Annotated in this window: 22 protein-coding genes and 1 tRNA gene; 14 read left to right on the top strand and 9 right to left on the bottom strand. The window is 56.5% G+C overall.

All coding sequences use genetic code 11. From position 1 onward, the window contains the following. Positions 1-2,226 carry an ATP-binding protein gene (locus AC2TAD_RS01175; protein WP_480865584.1) on the top strand — a complete coding sequence of 742 codons (2,226 nt, stop codon included), beginning with the start codon at positions 1-3 and terminating at the stop codon, positions 2,224-2,226. A gap of 4 nt (positions 2,227-2,230) precedes the next feature. Here AC2TAD_RS01175 and AC2TAD_RS01170 read toward each other — a convergent pair whose 3' ends face one another. Next, entirely contained in the window at positions 2,231-2,824 is a 594-nt protein-coding gene (locus AC2TAD_RS01170; protein WP_480865583.1) for a gamma-glutamyl kinase, read from the bottom strand. 192 nt (positions 2,825-3,016) lie between these two features. Between AC2TAD_RS01170 and recA the strand changes: the two genes are divergently transcribed. The 4 genes from recA to AC2TAD_RS01150 all read left to right on the top strand — a co-directional run bounded on the left by recA (position 3,017) and on the right by AC2TAD_RS01150 (position 8,146). Further along, positions 3,017-4,084: a recombinase RecA gene (recA, locus tag AC2TAD_RS01165; RefSeq protein ID WP_170354230.1), complete on the top strand. Its 1,068-nt coding sequence runs from the start codon at positions 3,017-3,019 to the stop codon at positions 4,082-4,084. A gap of 138 nt (positions 4,085-4,222) precedes the next feature. Beyond that, on the top strand, positions 4,223-6,892 hold the full coding sequence (alaS, locus tag AC2TAD_RS01160; protein WP_480865582.1) for an alanine--tRNA ligase: 2,670 nt from the start codon (positions 4,223-4,225) through the stop codon (positions 6,890-6,892). A 1-nt stretch (position 6,893) separates the two neighbouring features. Continuing rightward, positions 6,894-7,181, top strand: coding sequence for a DUF1330 domain-containing protein (locus tag AC2TAD_RS01155; protein WP_209194592.1), 288 nt, complete (start codon positions 6,894-6,896; stop codon positions 7,179-7,181). A 362-nt stretch (positions 7,182-7,543) separates the two neighbouring features. Then, positions 7,544-8,146, top strand: coding sequence for a transglutaminase-like cysteine peptidase (locus tag AC2TAD_RS01150; RefSeq protein WP_480865581.1), 603 nt, complete (start codon positions 7,544-7,546; stop codon positions 8,144-8,146). A 135-nt stretch (positions 8,147-8,281) separates the two neighbouring features. Here AC2TAD_RS01150 and AC2TAD_RS01145 read toward each other — a convergent pair whose 3' ends face one another. The 6 genes from AC2TAD_RS01145 to AC2TAD_RS01120 all read right to left on the bottom strand — a co-directional run bounded on the left by AC2TAD_RS01145 (position 8,282) and on the right by AC2TAD_RS01120 (position 14,076). After that, positions 8,282-8,911, bottom strand: a complete 630-nt coding sequence (locus AC2TAD_RS01145; protein WP_480865580.1) for a hypothetical protein — start codon at positions 8,909-8,911, stop codon at positions 8,282-8,284. Between the two features lie 518 nt (positions 8,912-9,429). After that, positions 9,430-11,247 (bottom strand): translational GTPase TypA, encoded by a 1,818-nt coding sequence (gene typA, locus AC2TAD_RS01140; protein ID WP_480865579.1) that lies wholly within the window; start codon positions 11,245-11,247, stop codon positions 9,430-9,432. Between the two features lie 74 nt (positions 11,248-11,321). Then, the gene (locus AC2TAD_RS01135) at positions 11,322-11,657 is read right to left on the bottom strand and encodes a DMT family transporter (protein WP_170354226.1); all 336 of its coding nucleotides are present in this window, start codon (positions 11,655-11,657) and stop codon (positions 11,322-11,324) included. 366 nt (positions 11,658-12,023) lie between these two features. Beyond that, positions 12,024-13,181 carry an HD domain-containing protein gene (locus tag AC2TAD_RS01130; protein WP_480865578.1) on the bottom strand — a complete coding sequence of 386 codons (1,158 nt, stop codon included), beginning with the start codon at positions 13,179-13,181 and terminating at the stop codon, positions 12,024-12,026. Further along, complete coding sequence (locus tag AC2TAD_RS01125; RefSeq protein ID WP_170751284.1) at positions 13,178-13,423, bottom strand: hypothetical protein; 246 nt, start codon at positions 13,421-13,423, stop codon at positions 13,178-13,180. The genes AC2TAD_RS01130 and AC2TAD_RS01125 overlap by 4 nt, the downstream gene beginning before the upstream one ends. Beyond that, complete coding sequence (locus AC2TAD_RS01120) at positions 13,423-14,076, bottom strand: alpha/beta hydrolase (protein ID WP_142633729.1); 654 nt, start codon at positions 14,074-14,076, stop codon at positions 13,423-13,425. Before AC2TAD_RS01120 ends, AC2TAD_RS01125 begins: the two co-directional genes overlap by 1 nt. A 178-nt stretch (positions 14,077-14,254) precedes the next feature. On the opposite strand from AC2TAD_RS01120, the gene iscR reads away from it, so the two are divergent. The 9 genes from iscR to AC2TAD_RS01075 all read left to right on the top strand — a co-directional run bounded on the left by iscR (position 14,255) and on the right by AC2TAD_RS01075 (position 21,876). Next, a complete protein-coding gene (gene iscR / locus AC2TAD_RS01115; protein ID WP_170354223.1) occupies positions 14,255-14,713 on the top strand; it encodes a Fe-S cluster assembly transcriptional regulator IscR in 459 nt (152 codons plus the stop codon). Positions 14,714-14,761: 48 nt separating this feature from the next. Beyond that, on the top strand, positions 14,762-15,805 hold the full coding sequence (locus tag AC2TAD_RS01110; RefSeq protein WP_480865577.1) for a cysteine desulfurase family protein: 1,044 nt from the start codon (positions 14,762-14,764) through the stop codon (positions 15,803-15,805). A gap of 18 nt (positions 15,806-15,823) precedes the next feature. Beyond that, positions 15,824-17,344 (top strand): Fe-S cluster assembly protein SufB, encoded by a 1,521-nt coding sequence (gene sufB / locus AC2TAD_RS01105; protein WP_480865576.1) that lies wholly within the window; start codon positions 15,824-15,826, stop codon positions 17,342-17,344. Positions 17,345-17,415: 71 nt separating this feature from the next. Beyond that, on the top strand, positions 17,416-18,171 hold the full coding sequence (sufC, locus tag AC2TAD_RS01100; protein ID WP_170553354.1) for a Fe-S cluster assembly ATPase SufC: 756 nt from the start codon (positions 17,416-17,418) through the stop codon (positions 18,169-18,171). Next, a complete protein-coding gene (locus tag AC2TAD_RS01095) occupies positions 18,171-19,451 on the top strand; it encodes a SufB/SufD family protein (protein ID WP_480865574.1) in 1,281 nt (426 codons plus the stop codon). Before sufC ends, AC2TAD_RS01095 begins: the two co-directional genes overlap by 1 nt. Beyond that, a complete protein-coding gene (locus tag AC2TAD_RS01090) occupies positions 19,451-19,936 on the top strand; it encodes a YIP1 family protein (protein ID WP_170751278.1) in 486 nt (161 codons plus the stop codon). The genes AC2TAD_RS01095 and AC2TAD_RS01090 overlap by 1 nt, the downstream gene beginning before the upstream one ends. Further along, a complete protein-coding gene (locus AC2TAD_RS01085) occupies positions 19,933-20,499 on the top strand; it encodes a YIP1 family protein (protein ID WP_480865572.1) in 567 nt (188 codons plus the stop codon). Before AC2TAD_RS01090 ends, AC2TAD_RS01085 begins: the two co-directional genes overlap by 4 nt. 13 nt (positions 20,500-20,512) lie before the next feature. After that, positions 20,513-21,733, top strand: a complete 1,221-nt coding sequence (locus tag AC2TAD_RS01080) for a cysteine desulfurase (RefSeq protein WP_353389804.1) — start codon at positions 20,513-20,515, stop codon at positions 21,731-21,733. Positions 21,734-21,799: 66 nt separating this feature from the next. Then, a tRNA-Arg gene (locus AC2TAD_RS01075) sits at positions 21,800-21,876 on the top strand. Positions 21,877-22,118: 242 nt separating this feature from the next. Here the strand turns inward: AC2TAD_RS01075 and AC2TAD_RS01070 are convergent. Further along, positions 22,119-23,279: an ABC transporter substrate-binding protein gene (locus AC2TAD_RS01070; RefSeq protein ID WP_209197246.1), complete on the bottom strand. Its 1,161-nt coding sequence runs from the start codon at positions 23,277-23,279 to the stop codon at positions 22,119-22,121. A 29-nt stretch (positions 23,280-23,308) separates the two neighbouring features. Beyond that, positions 23,309-25,195 carry an AMP-dependent synthetase/ligase gene (locus AC2TAD_RS01065; protein ID WP_480865570.1) on the bottom strand — a complete coding sequence of 629 codons (1,887 nt, stop codon included), beginning with the start codon at positions 25,193-25,195 and terminating at the stop codon, positions 23,309-23,311. Positions 25,196-25,200 lie beyond the last annotated feature (5 nt).

The following is a 25,200-nucleotide window of genomic DNA, read 5'->3' as shown; positions in this document are numbered from 1 at the left end:
ATGTCCGTGTTGGTATTTGGCATCGTCATCGGACTTGCACCTCTCACAAATGTTTTGCCGACCGGCTGGAAGACTGAGTTCGCCGTCGCCGGAATTTCATTGTTCACGGCAGGAGTTCTGGTCGCGCTCAAGGGTTGGTTTGCGGATTGGTCTATCCGACGTGCCATTAAAGTTATGAATACTTTCACTGAACAGGACTTGTTTCCAGGCGTCATTGCCAATGTGGACGGGCTTGTTCTTTCGTCAAACGCAGCGGCCAGAATCCAGTTACACGCTTTCCCCGGTAACCGATTGGAAAACTGCTTGATGTCAGTTTTCGCCAATCCAGCGTCAATCCTTTTACGTCTTCAGTCTCTGGCTGAGATTCACGGAAAGTCCAGCGAAGACGTGGTGACTATCGGGTCTACTATCCCGGTGACAGTATTCTCGGTCGGGCACGATCTGTATTGCTGGCGGTTTCACCTTAGGGCTGAAGGCCGTTGGGATGATGTGGCAGTTCCAGTTTTGACACTTGGGCGAAACGGAACTGTGCTGAGGGCCAATGGAATGGCCGAGCATGTATTGGGCTACAAACCGGAAAACACAGATCAAGTCTTCAATTCCGGCCAACCTGCACCGGGTGAGATCACACAGGCCAACGCCTCAAGCGCCCTGTTGAATGTCACCGTGGCCGAGCTTTCTCGTTCGGGGTCTGCGCGTGAAATGTTGGTTCTGCCTCTCCAGGTAACCACGGCACCGGCAACAGAAACACGTTTTGCGGACTTGCCGGTCCCAATCATGTGCATTGCATCGGACGGGGTCGTTCTGGATGCAAACAGATTGGCAATCAAACTGGTTGGCGACTTTCAGACAGGCGAGACGAATGTCTCGCAAATGATGCAGGGATTAGGTTACCCGATTCAGGAGTGGTTGTCGCGCGCCGCTGTCGAGGACGCCACCCCCAAATCCGAGTTTTTGCGCCTGACACGGCAAGACAAAGACGTATTCGTTCAGGTGACGCTGAACAGAGTGGTTAATGATGGTCAGGTGTGCCTGATTGCCGTTCTCAACGATGCGACCGAGCTCAAGACACTTGAGGCTCAGTTTGTGCAGGGACAAAAGATGCAGGCTGTCGGGCAGCTTGCCGGCGGTGTCGCGCATGATTTCAACAACTTGCTGACAGCAATATCCGGTCATTGTGACCTGCTATTGCTGCGGCACGATCAGAATGACCCGAACTACGGTGATCTGGTGCAGATAAACCAGAATGCGAACAGGGCGGCTGCTCTGGTCAGTCAACTGTTGGCTTTTTCGCGCAAGCAAACACTTCAGCCAGAGGTTCTGGACCTGCGCGACACAATTTCGGATCTGATTCACTTGTTGAACCGGCTGGTCGGTGAGAAAGTGCGTTTGACACTCAGCCACGATCCAGTCCTAAAGCCCGTGCGCGCCGACAAAAGACAGCTTGAACAGGTGTTCATGAACCTCGTGGTCAATGCCCGTGACGCGATGCCCGAAGGCGGGGAGGTTCGGATCGAAACCGAAGTCGTTTCGCTGACGGATTCTTTGCGCCGCGACCGCGCGACAGTTCCGCCGGGCGAGTATGTGACTGTAAAAGTCGTCGACAGTGGGGTGGGTATACCGGCAGACAAGCTGCAAAAAGTCTTTGAGCCGTTCTATACCACAAAAAGAACCGGCGAAGGTACGGGTCTGGGTCTTTCGACGGTGTATGGCATAGTCAAACAGACGGGCGGGTTTATTTTCGTCGACAGCGTGCAAGGGCAGGGCACGGAATTTACGGTGTTCTTGCCGATTTCAGCCACGCCGCAGAAGATCGAGCCCAGCCAAGAAGTACAGCCCGAAGTTCTGAATGCCCGCCAGGGCGAAGGCGTCGTCCTACTGGTTGAGGATGAAGCACCGGTTCGTGCGTTTGCTACGCGGGCTCTGCGCTTGAAAGGTTACACGGTGCTCGAGACCGACTCGGGTGAAGAAGCGTTGAGACTGCTAGAAGATGAAACATTGCATGTAGATGTGTTTGTAACCGATGTCGTGATGCCCGGACTCGATGGTCCAACCTGGGTACGAACTGCGATGGAAAAGCGCGCAGATGTGCAGGTTATCTTCATGTCCGGTTACACCGAAGGCGCGTTCGGAGATTCGGAACCTGAGATCGCAAACTCGGCCTTTTTGCCGAAACCATTCTCATTGAACCAATTGTCCGAAGCAGTGTTTCGGCAAATGAACTGATACGCTACTGGGCTTTTTCGTGGCACTCAAATTCCAGCGCATGACGTTTGCGGAACTTCTGTTCAGTCTTTGCACTAAGCGCCAAGTCACGGGTTGGAGAGACGTTTTCGCGCTGCAGAGCAATCTTCATGTCCAGTCGGTTTTCCAGAAAATCCAGAATCTTGTCTTGGTTTTCGTATTTGAACACATGATCCGCACCGCGGCCATTGCTGCGGGTGCGGAAAAACTGACTCTGACTGCCGACATCTGCGTATTCGGGGCGGGGTGACTTCATATAAGCCTGAATGTAGTCATCGAAGCTCATGTCGCGGGTCGAGTGCGGATGCCCAATCCGTTCGTCACGGCTACGAAACTTGTACCAACTGCCTAACCAGTCGATTGGTTCCCGAACGACGGCCATGATCTCCATGTCAGTGTCATACATTTTTCGGAAGATATTCTGAAAAAACCTGTCATATCGCCGAACTGGAGCGTGTTTCAATGCCGGAGGACCGGTCACGACAAGGTCCGCCCGGTCTTTCAGCGCTGAGTGATATGCGGTGCTGCCGGTTTTGGGAACAGCCAGAAACGCCAGGCGTTCCTCATAGAAAACAAGCATTTATGTGTCTGCCAGAACGATTGGTTATCTTTGTACAGTGGCGTAAACGACTCTTTAACACAATTGCCCAAGAGTAAATATTGTAAGTTTTAGTTGAAATGTTCTCTTTTTGATCTCATAAGGAACAAGAGGCGAACAAAGCAGTGATTGCCGCCCGTTCAAGGGTGTGACACAAGGGAAGGCGACAGGACAATGGCGGATCTTCTGACGATGAGCGACAAGAAAAACGCAGACAAGCAAAAGGCGCTCGACAGCGCGCTGGCCCAGATTGAACGGCAGTTCGGCAAGGGTTCGATCATGAAGCTGGGTGAGGACTCCAAACAGGATATCGAGGCCAGCTCGACCGGTTCGCTGGGTCTGGATATCGCGCTGGGGATCGGCGGCTTGCCGATGGGCCGGATTGTTGAGATTTACGGGCCAGAAAGCTCGGGCAAGACGACGCTGACGCTGCATTGTATTGCAGAACAGCAAAAGCGTGGCGGTGTCTGTGCGTTCGTTGACGCGGAACACGCGTTGGACCCGCAATATGCTCGTAAGCTGGGTGTCGATCTGGATGAGTTGCTAATCTCGCAGCCCGACACCGGAGAACAGGCGCTTGAGATCACCGATACGCTGGTCCGCTCGGGCGCGGTGAACATGGTTGTGGTCGACTCGGTTGCAGCGCTGACGCCGAAATCCGAGCTTGAGGGCGACATGGGCGACAGCAATGTCGGCGTGCAGGCCCGTTTGATGAGCCAGGCAATGCGCAAGCTGACCGGTTCGATCAGCCGTTCGAACTGTATGGTGATCTTCATCAACCAGATCCGGATGAAAATCGGTGTGATGTTTGGCAGCCCGGAGACGACCACTGGTGGTAATGCGCTGAAATTCTACAGCTCGGTGCGTCTGGACATTCGTCGTATTGGCGCGATCAAGGACCGCGATGAGGTTGTCGGCAACCAGACCCGTGTCAAGGTGGTCAAGAACAAGGTGGCGCCGCCGTTCAAACAGGTGGAATTCGACATCATGTATGGCGAGGGCATCAGCAAGATGGGCGAGCTGCTGGATCTGGGCGTTAAGGCCGGTGTGGTTGAGAAGTCGGGCTCTTGGTTCAGCTACGGGGACGAGCGGATCGGGCAGGGGCGTGAGAATGCCAAACAATATCTGCGCGACAACAGCCGCTCGGCGCTGGAGATTGAGGACAAAATCCGCGCTGCGCATGGGTTGGATTTCGATATGCCGCCCGGTGCCACTGAGGACGACGATATTTTAGAAGCCTGACGGCATCCCTGAATTGTGAACGCAGGGCGGTCCATTGGGGCCGCCTTGTTTCGTTTGCGCAGCCTCACCTGTGGACTATCCGCAGGGACAGCGATAAACCCGTTTTCGAACAAGATGATTGCGCGCTGAGAGAGCCTAATGCCCACGCTGAACGATATCCGATCGACCTTTCTGAACTATTTCGCCAAACAGGGACATGAAGTTGTGGCGTCCAGCCCGCTCGTGCCGCGCAATGACCCTACCCTGATGTTCGTGAACTCGGGCATGGTGCAGTTCAAGAACCTGTTCACCGGGCTTGAGACGCGCGATTACAGCCGGGCGACCACTGCGCAGAAGTGTGTGCGCGCAGGTGGCAAACACAACGATCTGGACAATGTGGGCTATACCGCGCGCCACCATACATTCTTTGAGATGCTGGGGAATTTCTCGTTTGGGGATTACTTCAAGCATGAGGCGATCCCCTTCGCGTGGGAGCTGATCACCAAGGAATTCGGCATCGACAAGAACCGCCTGCTGACCACGGTCTATCACACCGACGATGAAGCGTTCGAAATCTGGAAGAAGGTCGGCGTGCCCGAAGACCGGATCATCCGCATCGCCACCAACGACAATTTCTGGCAGATGGGCCCGACTGGTCCCTGTGGTCCATGCACCGAGATTTTCTATGACCACGGCGATCACATCTGGGGCGGCCCTCCGGGCTCGGCCGAGGAAGATGGCGACCGGTTCATCGAAATCTGGAACATCGTGTTCATGCAGAATGAACAGTTCGAGGATAGCTCGATGGTGGAGCTGGACATGCAGTCCATTGACACCGGCATGGGGCTGGAGCGGATCGGCGCATTGCTGCAAGGCAGCCATGACAACTATGACACCGACCTGTTCAAAACGCTGATCGAAGCGTCTGCCGATGCCACCGGTGTTGATCCTTATGGCGATCGGAACGTGCATCACCGCGTGATTGCGGATCACCTGCGGTCGACCTCGTTCCTGATTGCCGATGGCGTGATGCCCAGCAATGACGGCCGCGGTTACGTTCTGCGCCGGATCATGCGGCGCGCCATGCGCCATGCGCATTTGCTGGGTGCAAAAGATCCGGTGATGCATCGCCTCGTGCCCTCGCTGGTGCAGCTTATGGGTGCGCAATATACGGAACTGGGACAGGCGCAGGCACTGATCGAAGAAACACTGCTGCTTGAGGAAACCCGGTTCAAGCAGACCTTGGATCGCGGTCTGAAACTGCTGGATGATGAGGTCGCGGGCCTGCCCGAAGGTGAGGCTCTGCCCGGTGATGCGGCGTTCAAGCTCTATGACACCTATGGCTTCCCGCTAGATTTGACGCAGGATGCGCTGCGTGAAAAGGGCCGGACCGTGGATACCGACGGGTTCGATGCAGCCATGGCCGAACAAAAGGCCAAGGCGCGCGCTGCTTGGGCGGGCTCGGGCGAGGCGGCGGATCAGGCCGTTTGGTTTGACGTGCTGGACAGCGCCGGGGCCACGGATTTCCTTGGCTATGATACCGAAAAAGCCGAAGGGCAGGTGGCTGCTCTTGTCGTGGATGGCGCGCTGGTCGACACCATCGAGCAGGGTGGCAACGGTTGGGTTATCGTGAACCAGACCCCGTTCTATGGTGAGGCCGGTGGTCAGGTCGGGGATACCGGCGAAATCCGGCGGCTCGAGAATATGCAGGACGTGGCCAAGGTCGAAGACACGCGCAAATTTGCCGAAGGTAAGGTCTATGCGCATAAAGTGACCGTCGGCCAGGGCACGCTATCCAATGGCGACGGGGTCGAGCTTGAGGTCGATCACACCCGCCGCAGCGCAATCCGGGCGAACCACTCGGCTACGCATCTGCTGCATGAGGCATTGCGCGAAACACTGGGCGATCACGTGGCGCAGCGAGGGTCGTTGAATGCGTCGGACCGGTTGCGGTTTGATTTCAGCCACTCCAAGGCGCTGAGCGTCGAAGAATTGCAAAAGGTCGAGCGTGAGGTGAACGCGTTCATCCGCCAGAATTCGACCGTCGAGACGCGGATCATGACGCCCGACGACGCGCGGGATCTGGGCGCGCAGGCGCTGTTTGGTGAGAAATACGGTGACGAGGTGCGGGTTGTCTCGATGGGCAAGGCGGCCACGGGTAAAGGTCAGGATGGCGAAACATGGTCGATTGAACTGTGCGGCGGCACCCATGTGCGCCAGACCGGGGACATCGGAACGTTCGTCGTGCTGGGCGACAGCGCCAGCAGCGCCGGCGTGCGTCGGATCGAAGCCCTGACCGGGGATGAGGCGTTCCGCCACCTGTCGGCGCAGGATCAACGGTTGGGCCAGATTGCGTCCGAGTTGAAGGCGCAGCCCGATGACGTGGTTGGGCGCGTGAAATCCCTGCTGGACGAACGCAAAGCGCTGCAGAACGAAGTGGCCCAACTGCGCCGTGATCTGGCGATGGCGGGCGGCTCGGGGCAGGGCAGTGCCGAGGCGAAGGACGTGAACGGTGTGCCGTTCTTGGCGCAGGCGCTGACCGGCGTTTCTGGAAAAGACCTTCCCGCGTTGATCGATGAACACAAAAGCCGTTTGGGCACGGGCGCGGTTCTGCTGATCGCGGATGCGGGTGGCAAGGCGGCTGTAGCGGCTGGAGTGACCGCGGACCTGACCGAAAAGGTCTCGGCCGTGGATCTGGTGCGCGCCGCAGTGGTCGAGCTGGGGGGCAAGGGCGGCGGTGGTCGCCCGGACATGGCGCAAGGCGGCGGCCGAGATGCGTCGAATGCGGATGCGGCCATCAAGGCCGCCGAACAGGTATTGGAGGGGTAACATGCCCGCACTTTGGATCGCACATGTCACTGTGACGGACAACGAGGCTTACGGAAAATACGCCGAGTTGGCGGGTCCGGCGATTGCAGCCCATGGGGGGCAATTCATTGCACGTGCTGCACGTTATGTGCAGCTTGAGGGAAAAGAGCGCCCGCGTAATGTAGTAGCCAGATTCCCTTCGGTCGAAGCTGCTGTCGAGTGTTACAATTCGCCCGACTACCAAAAGGCCCTTGACCACGCACGTGGTGCGAGTGAACGCGAATTGGTTGTCGTCGAAATCACCGAATAGAATCATCAAGGCCGTCTGGTGAATGCTGCCGGACGGCCTAAAGAATGCGCGGATTTCGGCCTATATGTTATCTGGCCGTTTCAGTGAATTTAGTTTTGAAATTTTTTTCTGTTTTTTAAATAATAACAATACCTTGTAACTTATATATGCACTTTTTCGCTCTCGTTGGTTGCCTCAATTGTGGCAGTAACCCGACAAATTCAGCGCGAAATGGTCATGAAAAGTGACGAATTTCCGCCTCTTTTTCCATCCACCTTAAGCCCAGATTGCGCTGCCGCGTCCGTTTACCGATAGTTTCCTAAATCGGAATACGGTCCTGTCTGTCGACAATCGTTCGGAGAGACCAGGATCGAGGGACAGGCATGAATTCGTTTGTAGAGCAGGCGTTCACCGCGACAGGCAAGTTTTTGGGTGTTTGCGCGATTCTCGCGGCGGTCAGTGTCGTTGGGAAATCTGTGGAAGCCAGCGAAGGAGACTTCATCAGAAGCGTGGCATCTACACCTCCGCCTGCCGGAGCAAGACAGCTGTGTCGCCAATACTCATGGGCATGTTCCAGCACTGCTTCGGTGGCGATGACAAGCCAGCAGGAATTGCAGATTGTTAAACGCGTGAATCGTAAGATCAATCGGACCACGCGTGAAGTTACGGACCAATCTCAGTATAGAACCGTAGAGAGATGGGCGTTGCCGACCAGACGCGGTGGGGACTGCGAAGACTTTGCTCTTTTGAAAAAAAGAGATCTAATTCGCGCAGGAATTGACCCAAGTAAATTGCTGATTGCGACGGTGCTGGATACGCGAAGAAATGCGCATGCCGTTTTGGTTTACAGATCCGCAGCGGGTGATCTGGTGCTGGATAATTTGACCAACACGATCAAACCGTGGTCGGATACCCGATATCTTTTCCTACGGATGCAAGACCCACGACAGCCAGAGAATTGGGTGGGTGTCTACCGCCGTAGTTAATTTGTGACCACTCGGTCGATGGAGACTACCAAACAAACGGGGCGCCAATTTTGGCGCCCCGTTTATTTTGATCTTTGTTTGTAGTGTCCGCAATAAGAGTGTTTTACGATCCTCATTGCGTTCAACCAGAGTCAGTTAGTTGAAAATACCACCTGACCCGCGGTTGCCGCCGCCGACACCACCGACATTGCCACCATTGCCGTTGCCGTTGGTGCCGCCGCTGTTGCCGTTGTTGTTGCCGCCGTTTCCGGAACCTTGGCCTGATCCATTTGTGTTACCGCCGCCGTTGCCGGAATTGGGGCTATTCCCGTTGCCATTTCCGGGTCCGCCAAAGATGCTGCCACCGTTTCCGTTGCCGTTCCCGTTTCCGGTCCCGTTGCCACCACCATTGCCATTGCCATTGTTGCCGCCACCATTGCCGGTGCCGGGGCCGGACCCTCCGGTGTTGCCACCGCCGTTACCGGGGTTGGGGTTGTTACCATTACCATTTCCTGGGCCGCCGGTTCCGCCACCGCCGCCGCCGGTTCCGCCACCGCCGCCGCCGGTTCCGCCACCGCCGCCGCCGGTTCCACCACCGCCGCCTGGGTTCGTCGGGCCACCGCCTGGATTAGTTGGGCCACCGCCTGGGTTCGTTGGGCCATCGCCTGGATTAGTTGGACCACTGCCACCGGTACCACCGCCAACAGTTGGGCCCTCGCCAGGATTTGCGTTTCCATCACCGGATCTTTGATTGTTTGAAATGCTGGCGGTGGGAATATCAGTCAACACCGCTGCGAAAGCCGGACAACTTTCCAATGTTCTGGCCAAGATGTCATCAAAATCAGGCCTGCGTTGCAGGTACCTCAACATTCTGGATTCAACGACCTCACACGCACAGAGCGTTTCCGTGTCAACGGACTGGCGAGCTGTTTTAATAGTGCACCTCTCGGCAGCCGTAGCTGCCGTTGTCGACACAATTGGAATAGTTGCTGACACAAAAACAATAGATAATAAACGACTTTTAACGCGCATGATTACGCCCCCTGGTACTCTTTAACCTGTGCTACCTGAGCACACCGTTGCCACAATTTAAACATAAATAGATCAATCCCTCGCCGTATTTTCAAGATGTGTGACAACAAGAAAACGGGAAAAAACTCCCGTTATGGTGGAACGATGTTGAAAAACAAAAGAAAAGCCCGCCGGGGTGGCGGGCCTTGTTTTTGTTAATTTTGCATTAATGTACGCAAAAATGTCACTAACGGGGCAATGTTTCCAAACAGTGAACTATTTCACTGAAAGGTCTACGCAGATTTTGCCATGCGCTTGCGTTCGTGCGGATCCAAAAAGCGTTTGCGCAACCGGATGGCGTTAGGCGTCACCTCAACCAGTTCGTCATCGTCGATATAGGCGATGGCTTCCTCAAGTGAGAACTGAACATGAGGTGTCAGGCGGACGGCGTCATCCGATCCGCTGGCACGCACGTTGGTCAGTTTTTTGCCCTTAAGTGGGTTCACTTCCAGATCATTGTCCCTTGAATGCTCTCCGATGACCATACCTTGATAGACATCCGTCTGCGGACCCACAAACATGCGGCCACGTTCTTCGAGGTTCCACAGGGCGTAGGCGACGGCCTGTCCGTTCTCCATCGAGATCAAAACACCAGCGCGGCGGCCGGGAATCGGGCCTTTGTGTGCTGCCCAGCCGTGGAACACGCGGTTCAGAACACCGGTTCCGCGCGTGTCGGTCAGGAACTCTCCGTGATAGCCGATCAGTCCGCGCGAAGGCACATGCGCTATGATGCGGGTCTTTCCTGCACCGGCGGGGCGCATTTCGACCAGCTCGCCTTTACGCGCGCCTGTGATCTTTTCAATCACAGCACCGGAGTATTCATCGTCAACGTCAATCGTGACTTCCTCAATGGGCTCCAGACGCTGGCCGTCTTCTTCGCGGAACAGAACCTGCGGGCGAGAGATGCTGAGCTCGAACCCCTCGCGGCGCATGTTCTCGATCAGAACACCCATCTGCAATTCGCCGCGGCCTGCAACCTCGAAGGCTTCGCCGCCGGGAGTGTCGGTGATGCGGATGGCGACGTTCGATTCGGCCTCTTTCATCAGGCGGTCGCGGATAACACGGGACTGCACCTTTTTGCCGTCTCGACCGGCCAGAGGCGAGTCGTTGATGCCGAAAGTCACGGTGATAGTCGGCGGGTCGATCGGTTGGGCGGGCAGCGCCTCGTCCACCTGCGGCGCGACCAGCGAGTCGGCTACAGTGGCTTTGCTCATGCCCGCGATAGTGACGATGTCACCAGCTTCGGCCACGTCGATGGGTTGTTGCGCCAGGCCGCGGAACGCCAGGATTTTCGAGGCGCGGAAGTTTTCGATCAGCGTGCCGTCGCGCGACAGCGCCTTGAGGCTGTCACCCGCTTTCAGCGTACCGCTTTCCACACGGCCGGTCAGGATACGGCCGATAAACGGGTCGCTTCCCAGCGTGGTGGCCAGCATACGGAACGGCTCGTTTTTCTTTTCGGCTTGTTTGGGGGCCGGGACGTGGTCCACGACCAGATCAAACAGCGCGGTCAGGTCCTTGCGGGGGCCGTCCAGCTCCATATCGGCCCAGCCAGACCGACCCGAAGCATACATGGCTGGAAAGTCCAGCTGATCGTCATCGGCACCGAGGTTGGCGAACAGGTCAAAGCACTCATCAAGTGCGCGGTCAGGTTCGGCGTCGGGCTTGTCGACCTTGTTCAACACCACGATCGGGCGCAGGCCCAGCGCCAGCGCTTTCGAGGTCACAAACTTGGTCTGGGGCATCGGGCCTTCGGCGGCATCGACCAGCAGAACAACACCGTCGACCATCGAAAGGATACGCTCAACCTCGCCACCGAAATCGGCGTGGCCGGGGGTGTCAACGATGTTGATACGGGTGCCTTTCCACTCGACCGAAGTCGCTTTGGCAAGGATGGTGATCCCGCGCTCGCGCTCCAGATCGTTGCTGTCCATGGCGCGTTCCGCCACAGCCTGATTTTCCCGGAACGCGCCGGATTGTTTAAGCAGCTCATCCACCAGGGTCGTTTTGCCGTGGTCAACGTGAGCGATGATTGCGATATTGCGCAGGTCCATGAGGTCAGCCTTTGAACGGGAAGTTGCCGCGCGCATAACGCGACGCGGCAAAATATGCCAGCCCTAACCGCCCGTCAGTGACCCGTAGTGTTGGAAAACAGGTGAATAACCAGAATTCCAGACAAAATCATGACCAAACCTATCACCGCGGGCCAGTCCAGCCTCTGCCCAAAAACGATAAAACCGATCACAGCAATCAGCACAATGCCCAAGCCCGACCAGATGGCATAAACGATCCCAACTGGCATGAACTTTAGAGTCAAGCCAAGCAGATAGAACGCGATTGCGTAGCCAACCACGACCAATACAGAGGGCCAGAGCCGCGTGAATTGCTGACTGGCTTGCAACGCGGTTGTGCCAATCGTTTCTGCGACCACTGCAAAAAGCAGGAAAAGATAGGCTTTAGGCAAAATAAGTCTCGGATTGAGTGTTGTTGAGCTCGTTGAACACAGATTTCAGGCATCTGGCAAGTCGTTTCGTTTGTTACTGTGCACAAGTGAGGTGAGGTCAGGATAACCATACTGTTTTTACACGAGCTTTTTGAGATACTGTTCGACCAGTTATCAGTGTTTTTTTAATCAGTAAGCTATGACGAATTTTGCTAAATCTGTCATCGTCGTATCGGCGATTGTTGTGGCGCTTGGGTGGCTAGCTGGCGGGGGGTCCGCTGAGAGAAGCGCAGCCAAAGATGTTGAGCGGGTAAACGGTTCTCAGGTTTGAGCGTCCGCTGGTACTTGGGGGGGAAAGAGGCGACGTGCCTCTTTCTCTTTTACCGTTCAAGTGGTCATCTTTTCTGAGAAATAGTTCTTGAGCTGTGGTTCCAACCAATTCCATAGTTGCGGTGCGCCACGGGTAATCGGGGTTCCAACGCGCGACTCGATCTGCGCGAATGTCACATCGTAGTCGACCCATGATCCGCCACCGGTGGCAAGGTTGCCAACAGGTGTTTGAAAACGGTCGACGGCCTTTGCAAATTTGGCATCGGGGCTCTCGGCGGCTTCAAACTCAAGCCACAAGGCTAGGCATTCAGTTCTTTGCTGGTTCGGCAATAGCCCGAACAGCCGATCGGCCGCCGCTTGTTCCTCGGCTGCTTGCGCCGCGTGGTCGACATGACCATGAATTGGATGATCACCTGCGTCGATTTCGACGATGTCGTGTAGCAGCAACATCCTTAGAACGCGACCAATGTCGACGTCAAATTCGGCGCAGTCTGCTAAGACCCAAGCGAACAGCATGATGTGCCACGAATGCTCGGCCGAGTTTTCAAATCGATCACCAGACAAAAGCCTGGATGCGCGATAGACGGATTTCAGTTGATCGCATTCCGCAAGGAACGGCAGCCTATCAGAAAACTCTGAACGTGGAGCAGGTTGGCCGTCGAACAAAGCGTAAGCGGCCTTGAAAGCGTCAGGAAGAGCGGTCTCGAGATAGGCCGCGCGTCCACCGTTCAGATTGTCGCGGACGACCGTCAGATGCTCTGGTTTGGGTTCCGGAGCGTTTAGGACCTGAAACAGAGGTTGGCAGCGATCAAGGCATTTTGCGAATTTCGCATCGGGCGTAGAATCCGCTTCGAACTCCTGCCAAAGCGTCAGAAAAGCGTCGGATTGGTCATCGGGTAACATTCCGAACAGTTCCTGAGCGGCTTTCTGTTCAGCGCGCTCAACCGCCTTCCAGTCGGTTTTCAGATGGATGGGATGGTCACCGACGATGATTTCGACCAGATCATGCAGCAAAAGCATCCGAATGACCCGGTCAATCCGAACATTTGCGTCGGCAAGTGGGGCCATTACCAGTGCCCACAGCGCCAGATGCCAACTGTGTTCCGCCGAGTTTTCTTGCCGGGATTGATCCAGCAGCGTGTTCGCGCGTTCGACCGATTTCAGCTGGTCCGCGCGTTTCAGGAATTCTATTTGCGCGGACAGCCGATCCATCATTTCTTTTCTATCGCCTTAACTTTCTTGCGATGTTCCGCAAGGCGCTGGATCACGAATTGGCGGGCCTGACGCTCAGACAGCCGCACTCGAATTTCGGTCAGAAATGCCTCTTCCAGCGACTGTGAGGATGCCCCAAGCAGCTCGCCAACTTCGACATAAAAGCGATCCTCGCCGGTTTCATCCATCACCTTCAACGTGTCTTCGGCTAGTCTGCCGGCAAGTGTGGTGACTGTATCCGACATCAGCGTGTGTTCTCGGTCAGGCGGCGCTTCACGTAGTCACTGACATCTGTGATCAACGTGTCCATGTGGCGATCCTGGAAGAAATGGTCGGCGCCTTCCACTTCATTATGAGTGATTGTGATGCCTTTTTGCTCGTGCAGCTTGTTGACCAAGGCAGTGGTGTCTGCGGGCGGGGCCACGCGGTCCGACGACCCATTGATGATCAAGCCCGAGGACGGGCAGGGTGCGAGGAACGAGAAATCATACATGTTCGCCGGAGGAGACACGCTGATAAAGCCAGTGATCTCGGGGCGGCGCATCAGCAGTTGCATCCCGATCCACGCCCCGAAGGAAAACCCTGCTACCCAGCAGTGTTTCGAGTTGTTGTTCATCGATTGCAGGTAATCCAGTGCGGATGCCGCATCGCTGAGCTCACCCACGCCCTGATCGTACTCACCCTGGCTGCGACCCACGCCACGGAAGTTGAACCGCAGAACGGTGAACCCCATGTTGTAGAACGCGTAGTGCAGGTTGTAGACCACCTTGTTGTTCATCGTCCCGCCGAATTGTGGATGCGGGTGAAGCACGATGGCGATCGGTGCGTCTTTTTCCTTTTGCGGGTGGTAGCGGCCTTCCAGGCGGCCTTCTGGTCCGGGAAAAATCACCTCGGGCATGTGTGCGATGGTCCTGTCTTTTTCTTCTGGGTGCCCGGAAATACTTGACGATAATCGTCGGACACCTTAGAACGGTTCTAATTGTGATACTGGGCGCATGAGCGCTGCTTGTCGGAGATACGCACTGGCAGCGGCGGCGTCAATGATTTCGCGCGTGAACTGCCATGAGGGAATGCAAATGAAGCTGTCGACCAAGGGTCGTTATGCGATGGTGGCTCTTGCCGATATCGCCCTTCAGCCCTCGGACGGGCTGGTGACACTCAGCGAGATTTCAGCACGGCAAGACATTTCTCTGCCTTACCTCGAGCAGTTGTTCGTCAAGCTACGCAGGGCCGAGCTGGTGTCTTCGGTTCGGGGGCCGGGTGGTGGTTATCGCCTTGCCCGTCCAGCGTCCGAAATTCGCGTTGTTGAGATTCTGGCCGCCGTTGATGAAACAGTCGATGCTTTACAAAAAGGCGCTGGCGCAACCGGAGCTTTGTCCGGCAGCCGGGCGCAATCCCTAACCAATCGTCTATGGGAGGGCCTGAGCGCCCATGTGTATGTGTTCTTGCATCAAACGCGCCTTTCGGACGTGATCAAGAATGACCTCGCACCTTGTCCGGCCGTACCCAGCCTTTTTGCAGTTGTGGACGAATAGGATGGCATTTGCTGAAAACGAACTTCTGCGCTCCGAAAAGGTGAATCCGTGAATCGTATTTACCTGGATCACAATGCCACCACACCTCTGCGTCCAGAGGCTCGCGAGGCGATGATCTCCGCAATGGAGATTTGCGGCAATCCATCCTCGGTCCACGCTGAAGGGCGCGCAGCTAAGGCGCTTGTCGAGCGCGCAAGAGCACAGATTGCGGCTGCCTTTGGGGCCGAAGGGGCTGATGTCGTGTTTACTTCGGGTTCGACCGAAGGGGCTGCTCTGACACTAGAGGGGCGGGGCCTGCATGGGGCTGCAATCGAACATGATGCGGTCCGCGCGTGGACAGTGGAAGATTTGAGCGTGTCGAAAGAAGGTATGGTTGCGGTTTCAGCGCCGGACCAATCGACGCTGCAATACGCGAATTCCGAGACGGGTATCGTTCAATCATTGCCAGCAGGGTTGGCGGTGACCGATGCGACTCAGGCGTTTGGAAAATTACCAATCGCGTTCAACTGGCTGGATGCCCAGATGGCATTGATCTCGGCCCATAAGCTTGGCGGTCCAAAAGGCGTTGGCGCGGTTGTGATGAAGCGCGGAACCGATCTGCCCGCCCGGATCAAGGGTGGCGGTCAGGAAATGGGACGTCGCTCCGGGACAGAAAATGTTATTGGAATCGCAGGGTTCGGGGCCGCAGCTGAAGCGGCCGCGCGCGATCTGGCCAATGGTGTTTGGGAGCAGGTCAAAGAATTTAGAAATATTCTAGAAAAGGCCCTTGAGGCCGGTTCTAAATCTACTATTTTTGTCGGGAAAGATCAGGAACGCCTGCCGAACACTCTGTGCTTCGCCACGCCCGGTTGGAAGGGTGAGACGCAGGTCATGCAGATGGATCTGGCTGGATTTGCGATTAGCGCAGGTTCGGCCTGCTCCAGCGGCAAGGTACGTGCAAGTGCGGTACTGACCTCGATGGGATTTGACGAGGTAACAGCTGCCAGCGCAATTCGCGTTTCGCTGGGGCCTGCGACAACGGAAGAAGATGTGCTGCGTTTCGCGGAAACGTGGCTGGAAAAAGAGAAAAAGCATCGCGCGCGGGCCGCGTGATCAGACGGAGGGTGTCTTATGGCCGCTTTGGACCAGACCCAGGTAAAAGAGGGTGTCGATCAGGAAACCGTGGATGCGGTACGCGAGGTCGGAACCTATAAATACGGCTGGGAAACCGATATCGAGATGGAATACGCGCCCAAGGGCGTGAACCCTGATATCGTCCGCCTGATCTCGGAAAAGAACGAAGAACCAGAGTGGATGACCGAATGGCGTCTGGCCGCGTTCGAGCGCTGGACTCAGATGGATGAGCCGAACTGGGCGATGGTCAGCTATCCCAAGATCGATTTTCAGGACCAGTATTACTATGCCCGTCCCAAGTCGATGGAGGAAAAGCCCAAGTCCTTGGATGAAGTCGATCCTAAGCTGCTGGCTACTTACGAAAAGCTCGGTATCCCTCTGAAAGAACAGATGATTTTGGCGGGTGTCGAAGGTGCCGAGGATGCGCCGGCTGAGGGTCGCAAGGTTGCCGTGGACGCGGTGTTCGACTCGGTTTCTGTTGGAACCACGTTTCAGGAAGAGCTGAAGAAAGCGGGTGTGATCTTCTGCTCGATCTCTGAGGCTATCAAAGAGCACCCCGAATTGGTCAAGAAGTATCTGGGTTCGGTGGTTCCGGTCTCGGACAACTTTTACGCCACTCTGAACTCGGCCGTGTTCTCGGATGGCTCGTTTGTTTACATCCCGCCGGGCGTGCGTTGCCCGATGGAGCTGAGCACCTATTTCCGTATCAACGCGGAAAACACAGGCCAATTTGAACGCACGCTGATCATTGCCGATAAGGGCTCGTACGTGTCGTATTTGGAAGGCTGCACCGCACCCCAGCGTGATACCGCACAGCTGCACGCGGCTGTGGTCGAGATCATCATCGAAGAAGACGCTGAGGTGAAGTACTCGACCGTTCAGAACTGGTTCCCCGGTGATGAGAATGGCAAGGGTGGCATCTATAACTTTGTGACCAAACGCGCCGATTGCCGGGGCGACCGGTCCAAGGTGATGTGGACGCAGGTCGAGACCGGTTCGGCTGTAACCTGGAAATACCCGTCCTGCATCCTGCGGGGCGAGGAAAGCCAGGGCGAGTTCTATTCGATCGCCATCGCCAACAACTATCAGCAGGCCGATACCGGCACGAAGATGGTTCATCTGGGCAGGAACACCAAGTCGCGCATCGTGTCTAAGGGTATCAGCGCGGGTAAGGCGCAGAACACCTATCGCGGTCTGGTTTCGATGCATCCCAAGGCTAAGAACAGCCGCAACTATACCCAGTGCGACAGCTTGCTGATCGGCGACAAATGCGGGGCGCATACAGTGCCTTACATCGAGGTCAAGAACAACTCGTCCCGTGTGGAGCATGAGGCGACGACGTCCAAGGTGGATGACGATCAGCTGTTTTACTGCCGACAGCGCGGTATGGACGAGGAAGAGGCTGTGGCGCTGGTGGTAAACGGGTTCTGCAAGGACGTGTTGCAGGCGTTGCCGATGGAGTTTGCCATGGAAGCACAACAGCTTGTTGCGATCAGCCTTGAGGGTTCGGTCGGCTAAAGCCGCATCATTTCGAAATTCACAAAATATCGGGGCCGCGCGGTCCCTTGCGCTACGCAAAAGGGTAAAAAATGCTTGAAATCAAGAACCTGCACGTGAAGCTTGAGGAAGAAGAAAAGCAAATCCTCAAAGGTGTCGATCTGACGGTCGAGGCCGGTAAGGTGCACGCGATCATGGGGCCGAATGGCTCGGGCAAGTCGACGCTCAGCTATGTGCTTTCGGGGCGCGACGGGTATGAAGTGACCGATGGGTCGGCGACTCTGGACGGCGAAGATCTGCTGGAGATGGAACCGGAAGAGCGCGCCGCCGCTGGTGTCTTTCTGGCGTTCCAATACCCGGTCGAAATTCCTGGCGTGGGCAACATGACCTTCCTGCGCACCGCCGTGAATGCCCAGCGCAAGGCGCGCGGCGAGGATGAGCTGTCGGCGGCTGACTTCCTGAAAGAAGTCCGCGCCAAGGCCAAGTCGCTGAAGATCGACGCAGACATGCTGAAACGCCCTGTCAATGTTGGCTTCTCGGGCGGTGAGAAAAAGCGCAACGAGATCCTGCAAATGGCGATGCTCGAACCCAAGATGTGCATCTTGGACGAAACCGACTCGGGTCTGGATGTGGACGCGATGAAGCTGGTGGCCGAGGGTGTGAACGCGTTGCGCGACGAGGGACGTGGGTTCCTGGTGATCACGCACTATCAGCGTTTGTTGGATCACATCAAACCGGACGTTGTACACATCATGGCGGACGGCAAGATCGTCAAAACCGGTGGCCCCGATCTGGCGCTGGAGGTTGAAAACAACGGTTACGCAGACATTCTGGCCGAGGTGAACTGATGGCATTGCCCGAAGTGAAACAAACCGCAACCGAGGCGCGGCTGGCCAATCTGGTCATGCCCGACGCCGGTTGCACTCGAGCCGCGCGCGAAGACGCGCTGGCCCGTGTGCTGGAAATGGGTCTGCCCGGTCGCCGGGATGAGTATTGGAAATACACCCGCCCGGATACGCTGGTAGCGCCCGAGGCCCCTCGGGCCGCGCTGTTCGATCCGGATGAGGCCATGCTGTTCGCCGATCTGGACCGTTTGAAGATCGTTTTCGTTGATGGTGTTTTCAGCCCCGAACAGTCTGATGATTTGACGCTGGAAGGTGTCACTATCGATCGGATCGAGGATATCTGTTTCAAGGATATTCATTGGGCGAAAGAGCTGTACGGCGTGCTTGAAGCGCGTGGTCAATCGCCTGTGCAACGTCCTCTGGCGGCGCTGAACACGGCCTTCGCGGCGGATGGGATCGCGATCCATGTCTCGGGCAAACCGACCAAGCCGATCAGCTTTATCTATCGCCATGCCTCTGAAACCTCGGACGCGATGCTGCACCATATCATCCGTGTCGAAAGCGGTGCCGAGGTGACGATCCTTGAAAACGGCCCGGCGGCTTCGCGTTTCAACAAATGCATGGAGATCGACATTGCCGATGGTGGGGTGTTGCATCACGTGCGGGCGCAAGGCCGCGACCACGAGCGTCGTGCCGCGACCCACATGTTCACGCGTCTGGGGCAGGAATCGGTCTACAAATCCTTCACCCTGACTGTGAATGGCGTGCTTACGCGCAACGAACAGGTGGTCGAGCTGACCGGAGACGATGCGGTGGCCCATGTTGCCGGTGCCTGCGTTGGTGACGGCGATTTCCATCACGACGATACCGTCTTCATCACTCATGACGCTGTGAATTGTGAAAGCCGTCAGGTGTTCAAGAAAGTGCTGCGCAACGGCGCGACAGGTGTGTTCCAAGGCAAGATTCTTGTGAAGGAGGGCGCTCAGAAGACTGATGGTTATCAGATCAGCCAGTCTCTGCTGCTGGATGACGACAGCCAGTTCCTCGCCAAGCCCGAGCTTGAGATCTATGCGGATGACGTGGCGTGTTCGCACGGCTCGACCTCAGGTGCGATTGATGAAACGGCGCTGTTCTATCTGCGCTCGCGCGGGGTTCCGACCAAAGAGGCGACCAACATGCTGACGCTGGCGTTTCTGGCGGAGGCCGTGGACGAGATTGAGGACGATGCCCTGTCGCAGGCCATTGTCGATCGCCTTGAAGGCTGGATGTCGCGGCACAGCTAATGCCGGTAACGTCGGATATAGTGGCCACATATCGGGGGCCGGGGCGTGTTGTGCGCCGGCTTCTTGAACTGGGACAGCGCGAAGATCGGGCTTTGGTCTTTGTGATGGCGTTTTGTGTGGTCGCGTTCATCGCGCAACTACCCAGTTTGTCCCGCCGTGCGCATCTTGAAGGTCTTGAGTTGAACATGCTTATGGGCGGTGCGCTTTTGGGCACTGTAATCATCCTGCCGCTGTTTTTCTACGCATTGGCCTTTGTGTCATATGGCGCGGCACGGCTGGTCGGAGGCAAAGGATCAGCCTATGGCGCCCGGGTGGCGCTGTTCTGGGCGCTTTTGTCGTCGACACCTTTGGTGTTGCTGAATGGCCTTGTGGCAGGCTTTATCGGGCCGGGTCCGGCATTGACGGGTGTTGGATTGATCTGGTTTGTGGTCTTTCTGTGGTTCTGGCTCTCGGGCCTCAGACAGGCGCAGAGGGTGTCGCAATGACAGTTCAGTCCGTACTAAACCTAGCGGTTCTAACAGTGACCAAACCTTCTGATGCCGCGCGGCGATTACTGGCTTTGCAGCCGGGGCGAGAGGTTCTTTGGCTGGCATTTTTCCTGGCTATTGTGATGAACAGCTTGGGCCAGGTTGGTATCCAGCAGCTTGTCCCGGTGCCGCCAGGTGAAATCGCCTTACCACCCGAGCCTGTTGTCCTGGGTTTGCTGAGGTCGGCAGGGGCAATGATGTTCAGTATCGTTGCGTTTCTTGTGATCGGGCGCTTTCTTGGCGGGGTGGCCACGTTCAACGACTTCATGATCCTGATGGTCTGGTTGCAGTTCCTTCAGGTTGCGGCGCTGGTCTTAACGCTGGTGGTTTCGTTGGTGTTGCCCTTCTTGCTGGTGATGTTTGTGGTGGCGACTTTGATAATCAGCCTTTACGTCACACTCCATTTCATCAATGAAGCGCATAAGTTCGGTTCGATCTTAAAATCCTTTGGGGTCATCGTGTTGTCTGCACTGGTTGCAGTCCCATTTGTCCTCGTGTTGGTGCCCAGCGGCCCTGTCTAGGGAAGAAAATACCATGTATGATGTACATAAAATCCGTGCGGACTTTCCGATCCTGTCCCGAGAGGTAAACGGAAAGCCACTGACATATCTGGATAACGGAGCATCGGCGCAAAAGCCGCAGGTTGTGATTGATGCAGTCACACGCGCCTATGCCGAGGAGTACTCCAACGTACACCGTGGACTGCACTATCTGTCCAATCTGGCGACCGAGAAATACGAATCCGTGCGCGGCACCATTGCGCGCTTTCTGGGCGCGGCGGATGAGGATGAGATCGTTCTGAATTCGGGTACGACCGAAGGCATCAATCTGGTCGCTTATGGTTGGGCGATGCCGCGCCTGGAGGCCGGGGATGAGATCGTGCTTTCCGTGATGGAACACCACGCCAACATCGTCCCTTGGCATTTTCTTCGGGAACGGCAGGGCGTTGTCCTGAAATGGGTTGATGTGGACTCTGAAGGAGGGCTGGACCCTCAGGCTGTCATTGACGCTATTGGCCCCAAGACCAAGTTGGTCGCCGTCACTCAGTGTTCGAATGTTTTGGGCACTGTGGTTGATGTAAAGGCGATCACCCAAGGCGCGCACGCCAAAGGTGTCCCGGTTCTGGTCGATGGCAGCCAGGGTTCAGTACATATGCCGGTCAATGTTCAGGACATCGGTTGCGACTTTTACGCGATCACCGGGCACAAGCTCTATGGCCCCTCCGGGTCTGGTGCGATCTACATCAAGTCCGAACGTATGGCTGAGATGCGTCCCTTTATCGGGGGCGGCGACATGATCAAAGAGGTCAGCAAGGATCAGGTGATCTATAATGATCCACCGATGAAGTTCGAGGCCGGAACGCCGGGTATTGTGCAAACCATCGGGTTGGGCGTGGCGCTGGACTACATGATGGATTTGGGGATGGAGAACATCGCCTCCCATGAAGCGGGTATTCGTGATTACGCGATGGAGCGGCTGACGGGGCTCAACTGGTTGCAGGTTCAGGGCACCCGTGCTGACAAGGCCGCCATTTTCAGCTTTACGCTGGACGGGGCGGGGCACGCGCATGATGTTTCCACCATTCTGGACAAGAAAGGCGTCGCGGTGCGCGCTGGTCATCATTGCGCCGGTCCGTTGATGGATTTCTACGGAGTCACTGCCACCTGCCGGGCGAGCTTTGGCCTCTATAACACAAAAGAAGAGGTCGACACACTGATCGACGCGCTGGAATTGGCGCATGATCTGTTTGCGTGAAACCTGACTTATCCGGGCAGATTTGCAGTTGCACCCGGATCGGAACAAGGTTAGCTAACAGCCAAGGCACCTGTAGCTCAGCTGGATAGAGCGCTGCCCTCCGAAGGCAGAGGCCAGAGGTTCGAATCCTCTCAGGTGCGCCATTATTCCGCTAAAAACGCGTTGAAAAGATTGGGTGTTACCATTTTGGGAATTCCCATGCGTTTGATTTTTCGGAAAACTTGCAGGCTTTTGGGAAAAGCTCTTGTTCGGTCTCTATCAGGGGATCAACGGAACTCTAAGGTTCGACTGTCGATGTTGAGCGAGAAACACCCGCCACGTGTGGCGACTATTTGAAAAGGGCCCGCATGAGAGGGCCCTTTGTTGGTTTACATCTACCGGTGTTTCACTCTTCGTAGACGATCTTCCATGCGCCGTCCTCTACAACGCTCACATAGACCGAGTCTGCGCCCTGGTGATCATCGGGGCCGTAGGTGATATGGTTGCCAACCAGCTCGTCCTGATAGTCCAGAGATTCCATTGCGGCGATAAAGCTCTCATGAGTCAGGTCGGGACCGGCGGCCTCAAGCGCCTTGACCATCATTTCGGCGGCCGAATAGCCCAGCATGGAAAAGCCAACCGGGTCTTCGCCGGTCGCAGCTTTGTATTCTTCGATGAAGGCGGCCGGGGCAGGCTCATCAGCACGCGCCCATAGATCTTGCCAGGACGCGGCCGCATAGAACCCGTCTGTCACACCACCAGGTACCTGCGCCACAACGGTCAGAAAGCTGGCGGACGTTCCGAGGAACTTCATATCAGCCAAGCCCATCTTTTTGGCCGTTCCAACCACGGTGATCGCCTGCCGTACGCCCAGCGCCATGGTGACGATATTGCATCCTTCTTCCTTGAGCTTGCTTAAAGATCCAACGAAATCCGTTTCATCCGGCTTATGCGTGGTTTCCGCCGCGAAGGCGATCCCGGCCTCTTCGGCACCGGCTTTGCTGCCTTCCAGAATTTCCTCACCGAAATCGGTTGGCAGATACATGGTGCAGACCTTTTGCCCTCCGAATTGCTCGGCCAGGTATTTCACGCCCACGCGGCTTTGGTCGAAATAGGTCGAGAAGGACGTGAATTTGTTGTCCATCGGTTCCTGCAGCATCTGCCGCGCTGCGGTCAAAGGCGCAACATTGGGAATACCTTTAGGGTCTAATAGCTTGAACCCAGCAACGTTCATGGGTGTGCCCAGCGATTGCAGCATCGCAAACACTTTGTCGCGGTTCAGCAGCTTGTTATAGCCCTGCATCGCACGCGGCATCTGGTACCCGTTATCCTCGACCACGAAACGGATTTTGCGACCATGCACGCCGCCTTCTGCATTCACGCGGTCAAAAACCACATTCGCGCCCTTGGTTGCGGGAACACCCACAGCGGCGAAAATACCGCTCAGGTCGTTGACCGAGCCGATGACGATTTCATCGTCGCTCACACCCTGCGTCTCGGCATTTGCGATTGTTGCCGCAGCCGTCAAAGCGGTGGCGGCCGCCAGTCGTTTGATCACGTTCCTCATGTTTTTCCTCCCTTTGGGTAGACCCTTATCTATTTGTACATGTCTTCAATCAGATGTGCGTGTTTCTTCTCAACAAAGCTGCGTTTGAGTTTCATCGTGGCGGTCAGTTCTTCGTCATCAGCGGTCAGCAGCACGTTGATCAGGCGGAAGTCCTTGATCTGCTCGACCCGCGCGAATTCCTTGTTGACGGCATCAATCTCGGCCTTGATCTGATCCAGCACCTCGGGCGCGGCGCAGAGTGAGGCAAAGTTCGAAAACGGCACCTTGCGATCCTGCGCGAATTTTTCGACGTTTTCTTGATCGATCATGATCAGTGCCGTTAGATATTTGCGCGCATCCCCGATGATCACCGCGTCCGAGATGTAGTGGCTGAACTTCAGGCGGCTTTCAATTTCGGCCGGGGTGATATTCTTGCCGCCTGCCGTGATGATGATGTCCTTAAGGCGGCCGGTTATGGTCACAAACCCGTCGGCGTCGATCTTGCCCATATCGCCGGTGCGCAGCCAGCCATCGGCGGTGAATGTTTCAGCGGTTTTGGCATTGTTGCGCCAATAGCCCTGAAAGATGTTCAGACCCTTAACCTGGATTTCACCGTCATCCGAGATGCGCACGTCATTGCCAGGCACTGCACGGCCGATGGTGCCGACCTTGTTATCTTCGGTGGTGTTCAGCGTCGCCAGACCCGAGGTTTCGGTCATCCCGAACCCTTCGACCAGTGGCACACCAATGGCCCAGTACCATGTCAGCAGATCGGCCGAGATGGGCGCGGCCCCGCTGCCGCCGCGGCGCAGTTTGTCCATCCCCAGCATCCGCCGCAGATTGCGCAGGACCAGCCGATCCCACAGCCAAAACTGGGCGGCTACACCAGCGGGCACCGGTTTACCTGCCAGCAGGTATTCGGCCCGTGCAAACCCGGCTTTCAGTGCCATACCAAAGGCGGCGCGGCCTGTGGGGGTGGCCTCTTGCGTCAGGATTTTGACCTGCGAATAGATCTTTTCCCAAACGCGTGGCACGGCGGTGAATGTGCTGGGCGATACCTCTTGCAGGTTGGCAAAGACGGTCTCGGGGCTTTCGGCGAAGTTCACCACGCATTTCGCGGCCAGCGGGAAATACACCGACACGTCGCGTTCAAGGATGTGGCACAGCGGCAGGAAACACAGCTGCTCATCGGTTTCGAATGTGGGCAGGGAATGCGCCCCGGCCTCGATCGCGGCCAGAATATTCTCATGGCTCAGCATCGCGCCTTTGGGCGCCCCGGTGGTGCCCGAGGTGTAGACCAGCAAGGCCGTGTCCTGCGGTGAGGCCAGCGCGATCTCGGCGTCGAACCGGGTGGGGTCTTCGGCCTCGGCTTGCCGCCCGATCTCGTAGAGGTCGGCAACCATCATGCAGCGGTCGTGGTTCAGGTCGTGCAGGCCCTCATCCTCAAGGATGATGACGTTCAGCAGGCTGGGAAGCTCGGCCTCGACCTCGAAGAACTTGTCCAGATGTTCCTCGTTCTCGACGATCAGGAACCGGCTGTCGCTGTCATTCACGAGGTATTTCAACTGCTTGGCGGAATCCGTGGTATAGACGCCCGAGGCAATCCCACCAACGCATTGAATGCCCATATCGAACCACGCCCATTCCTTGCGGTCCTCTGACAGGATCGAGACGACCTCACCGCGTTGCAGACCCAGTTTGCGCAGGGCCAGTCCGATCCACTTGGCGTGTTGCCAGTAATCGGCCCAGGAATAGGATTTCCAGATGCCGAAATCCTTCTCGCGATGCGCGGTGCGGTTGCCCAGATCGGCGCAGCGTTTCTGGAACAGGTGACACAGGGTCGTGCATTCATCCACCAGCACCGGGCGTTGTCCGGGGGTGGCGTTGAGCTGGATTCCGTTGATCTTGGTCTGAGGGGGCAGGGTGCTGATATTCATGCCGG

It is taken from the genome of Ruegeria sp. HKCCD7628, from assembly GCF_057221005.1.
The sequence above is the reverse complement of the archived record's forward strand: the minus strand, read 5'-3'. Positions and strand labels throughout refer to the sequence as shown.

What these genes read in the sequence shown, in the direction of transcription:
- AC2TAD_RS01175 (WP_480865584.1), top strand. Translation starts at nt 1, where the DNA reads ATGTCCGTGTTGGTATTTGGCATCGTCATCGGACTTGCACCTCTCACA.
- AC2TAD_RS01170 (WP_480865583.1), bottom strand. Translation starts at nt 2,824, where the DNA reads ATGCTTGTTTTCTATGAGGAACGCCTGGCGTTTCTGGCTGTTCCCAAA.
- recA (WP_170354230.1), top strand. Translation starts at nt 3,017, where the DNA reads ATGGCGGATCTTCTGACGATGAGCGACAAGAAAAACGCAGACAAGCAA.
- alaS (WP_480865582.1), top strand. Translation starts at nt 4,223, where the DNA reads ATGCCCACGCTGAACGATATCCGATCGACCTTTCTGAACTATTTCGCC.
- AC2TAD_RS01155 (WP_209194592.1), top strand. Translation starts at nt 6,894, where the DNA reads ATGCCCGCACTTTGGATCGCACATGTCACTGTGACGGACAACGAGGCT.
- AC2TAD_RS01150 (WP_480865581.1), top strand. Translation starts at nt 7,544, where the DNA reads ATGAATTCGTTTGTAGAGCAGGCGTTCACCGCGACAGGCAAGTTTTTG.
- typA (WP_480865579.1), bottom strand. Translation starts at nt 11,247, where the DNA reads ATGGACCTGCGCAATATCGCAATCATCGCTCACGTTGACCACGGCAAA.
- AC2TAD_RS01130 (WP_480865578.1), bottom strand. Translation starts at nt 13,181, where the DNA reads ATGATGGATCGGCTGTCCGCGCAAATAGAATTCCTGAAACGCGCGGAC.
- AC2TAD_RS01125 (WP_170751284.1), bottom strand. Translation starts at nt 13,423, where the DNA reads ATGTCGGATACAGTCACCACACTTGCCGGCAGACTAGCCGAAGACACG.
- AC2TAD_RS01120 (WP_142633729.1), bottom strand. Translation starts at nt 14,076, where the DNA reads ATGCCCGAGGTGATTTTTCCCGGACCAGAAGGCCGCCTGGAAGGCCGC.
- iscR (WP_170354223.1), top strand. Translation starts at nt 14,255, where the DNA reads ATGAAGCTGTCGACCAAGGGTCGTTATGCGATGGTGGCTCTTGCCGAT.
- sufB (WP_480865576.1), top strand. Translation starts at nt 15,824, where the DNA reads ATGGCCGCTTTGGACCAGACCCAGGTAAAAGAGGGTGTCGATCAGGAA.
- sufC (WP_170553354.1), top strand. Translation starts at nt 17,416, where the DNA reads ATGCTTGAAATCAAGAACCTGCACGTGAAGCTTGAGGAAGAAGAAAAG.
- AC2TAD_RS01095 (WP_480865574.1), top strand. Translation starts at nt 18,171, where the DNA reads ATGGCATTGCCCGAAGTGAAACAAACCGCAACCGAGGCGCGGCTGGCC.
- AC2TAD_RS01090 (WP_170751278.1), top strand. Translation starts at nt 19,451, where the DNA reads ATGCCGGTAACGTCGGATATAGTGGCCACATATCGGGGGCCGGGGCGT.
- AC2TAD_RS01085 (WP_480865572.1), top strand. Translation starts at nt 19,933, where the DNA reads ATGACAGTTCAGTCCGTACTAAACCTAGCGGTTCTAACAGTGACCAAA.
- AC2TAD_RS01080 (WP_353389804.1), top strand. Translation starts at nt 20,513, where the DNA reads ATGTATGATGTACATAAAATCCGTGCGGACTTTCCGATCCTGTCCCGA.
- AC2TAD_RS01070 (WP_209197246.1), bottom strand. Translation starts at nt 23,279, where the DNA reads ATGAGGAACGTGATCAAACGACTGGCGGCCGCCACCGCTTTGACGGCT.
- AC2TAD_RS01065 (WP_480865570.1), bottom strand. Translation starts at nt 25,195, where the DNA reads ATGAATATCAGCACCCTGCCCCCTCAGACCAAGATCAACGGAATCCAG.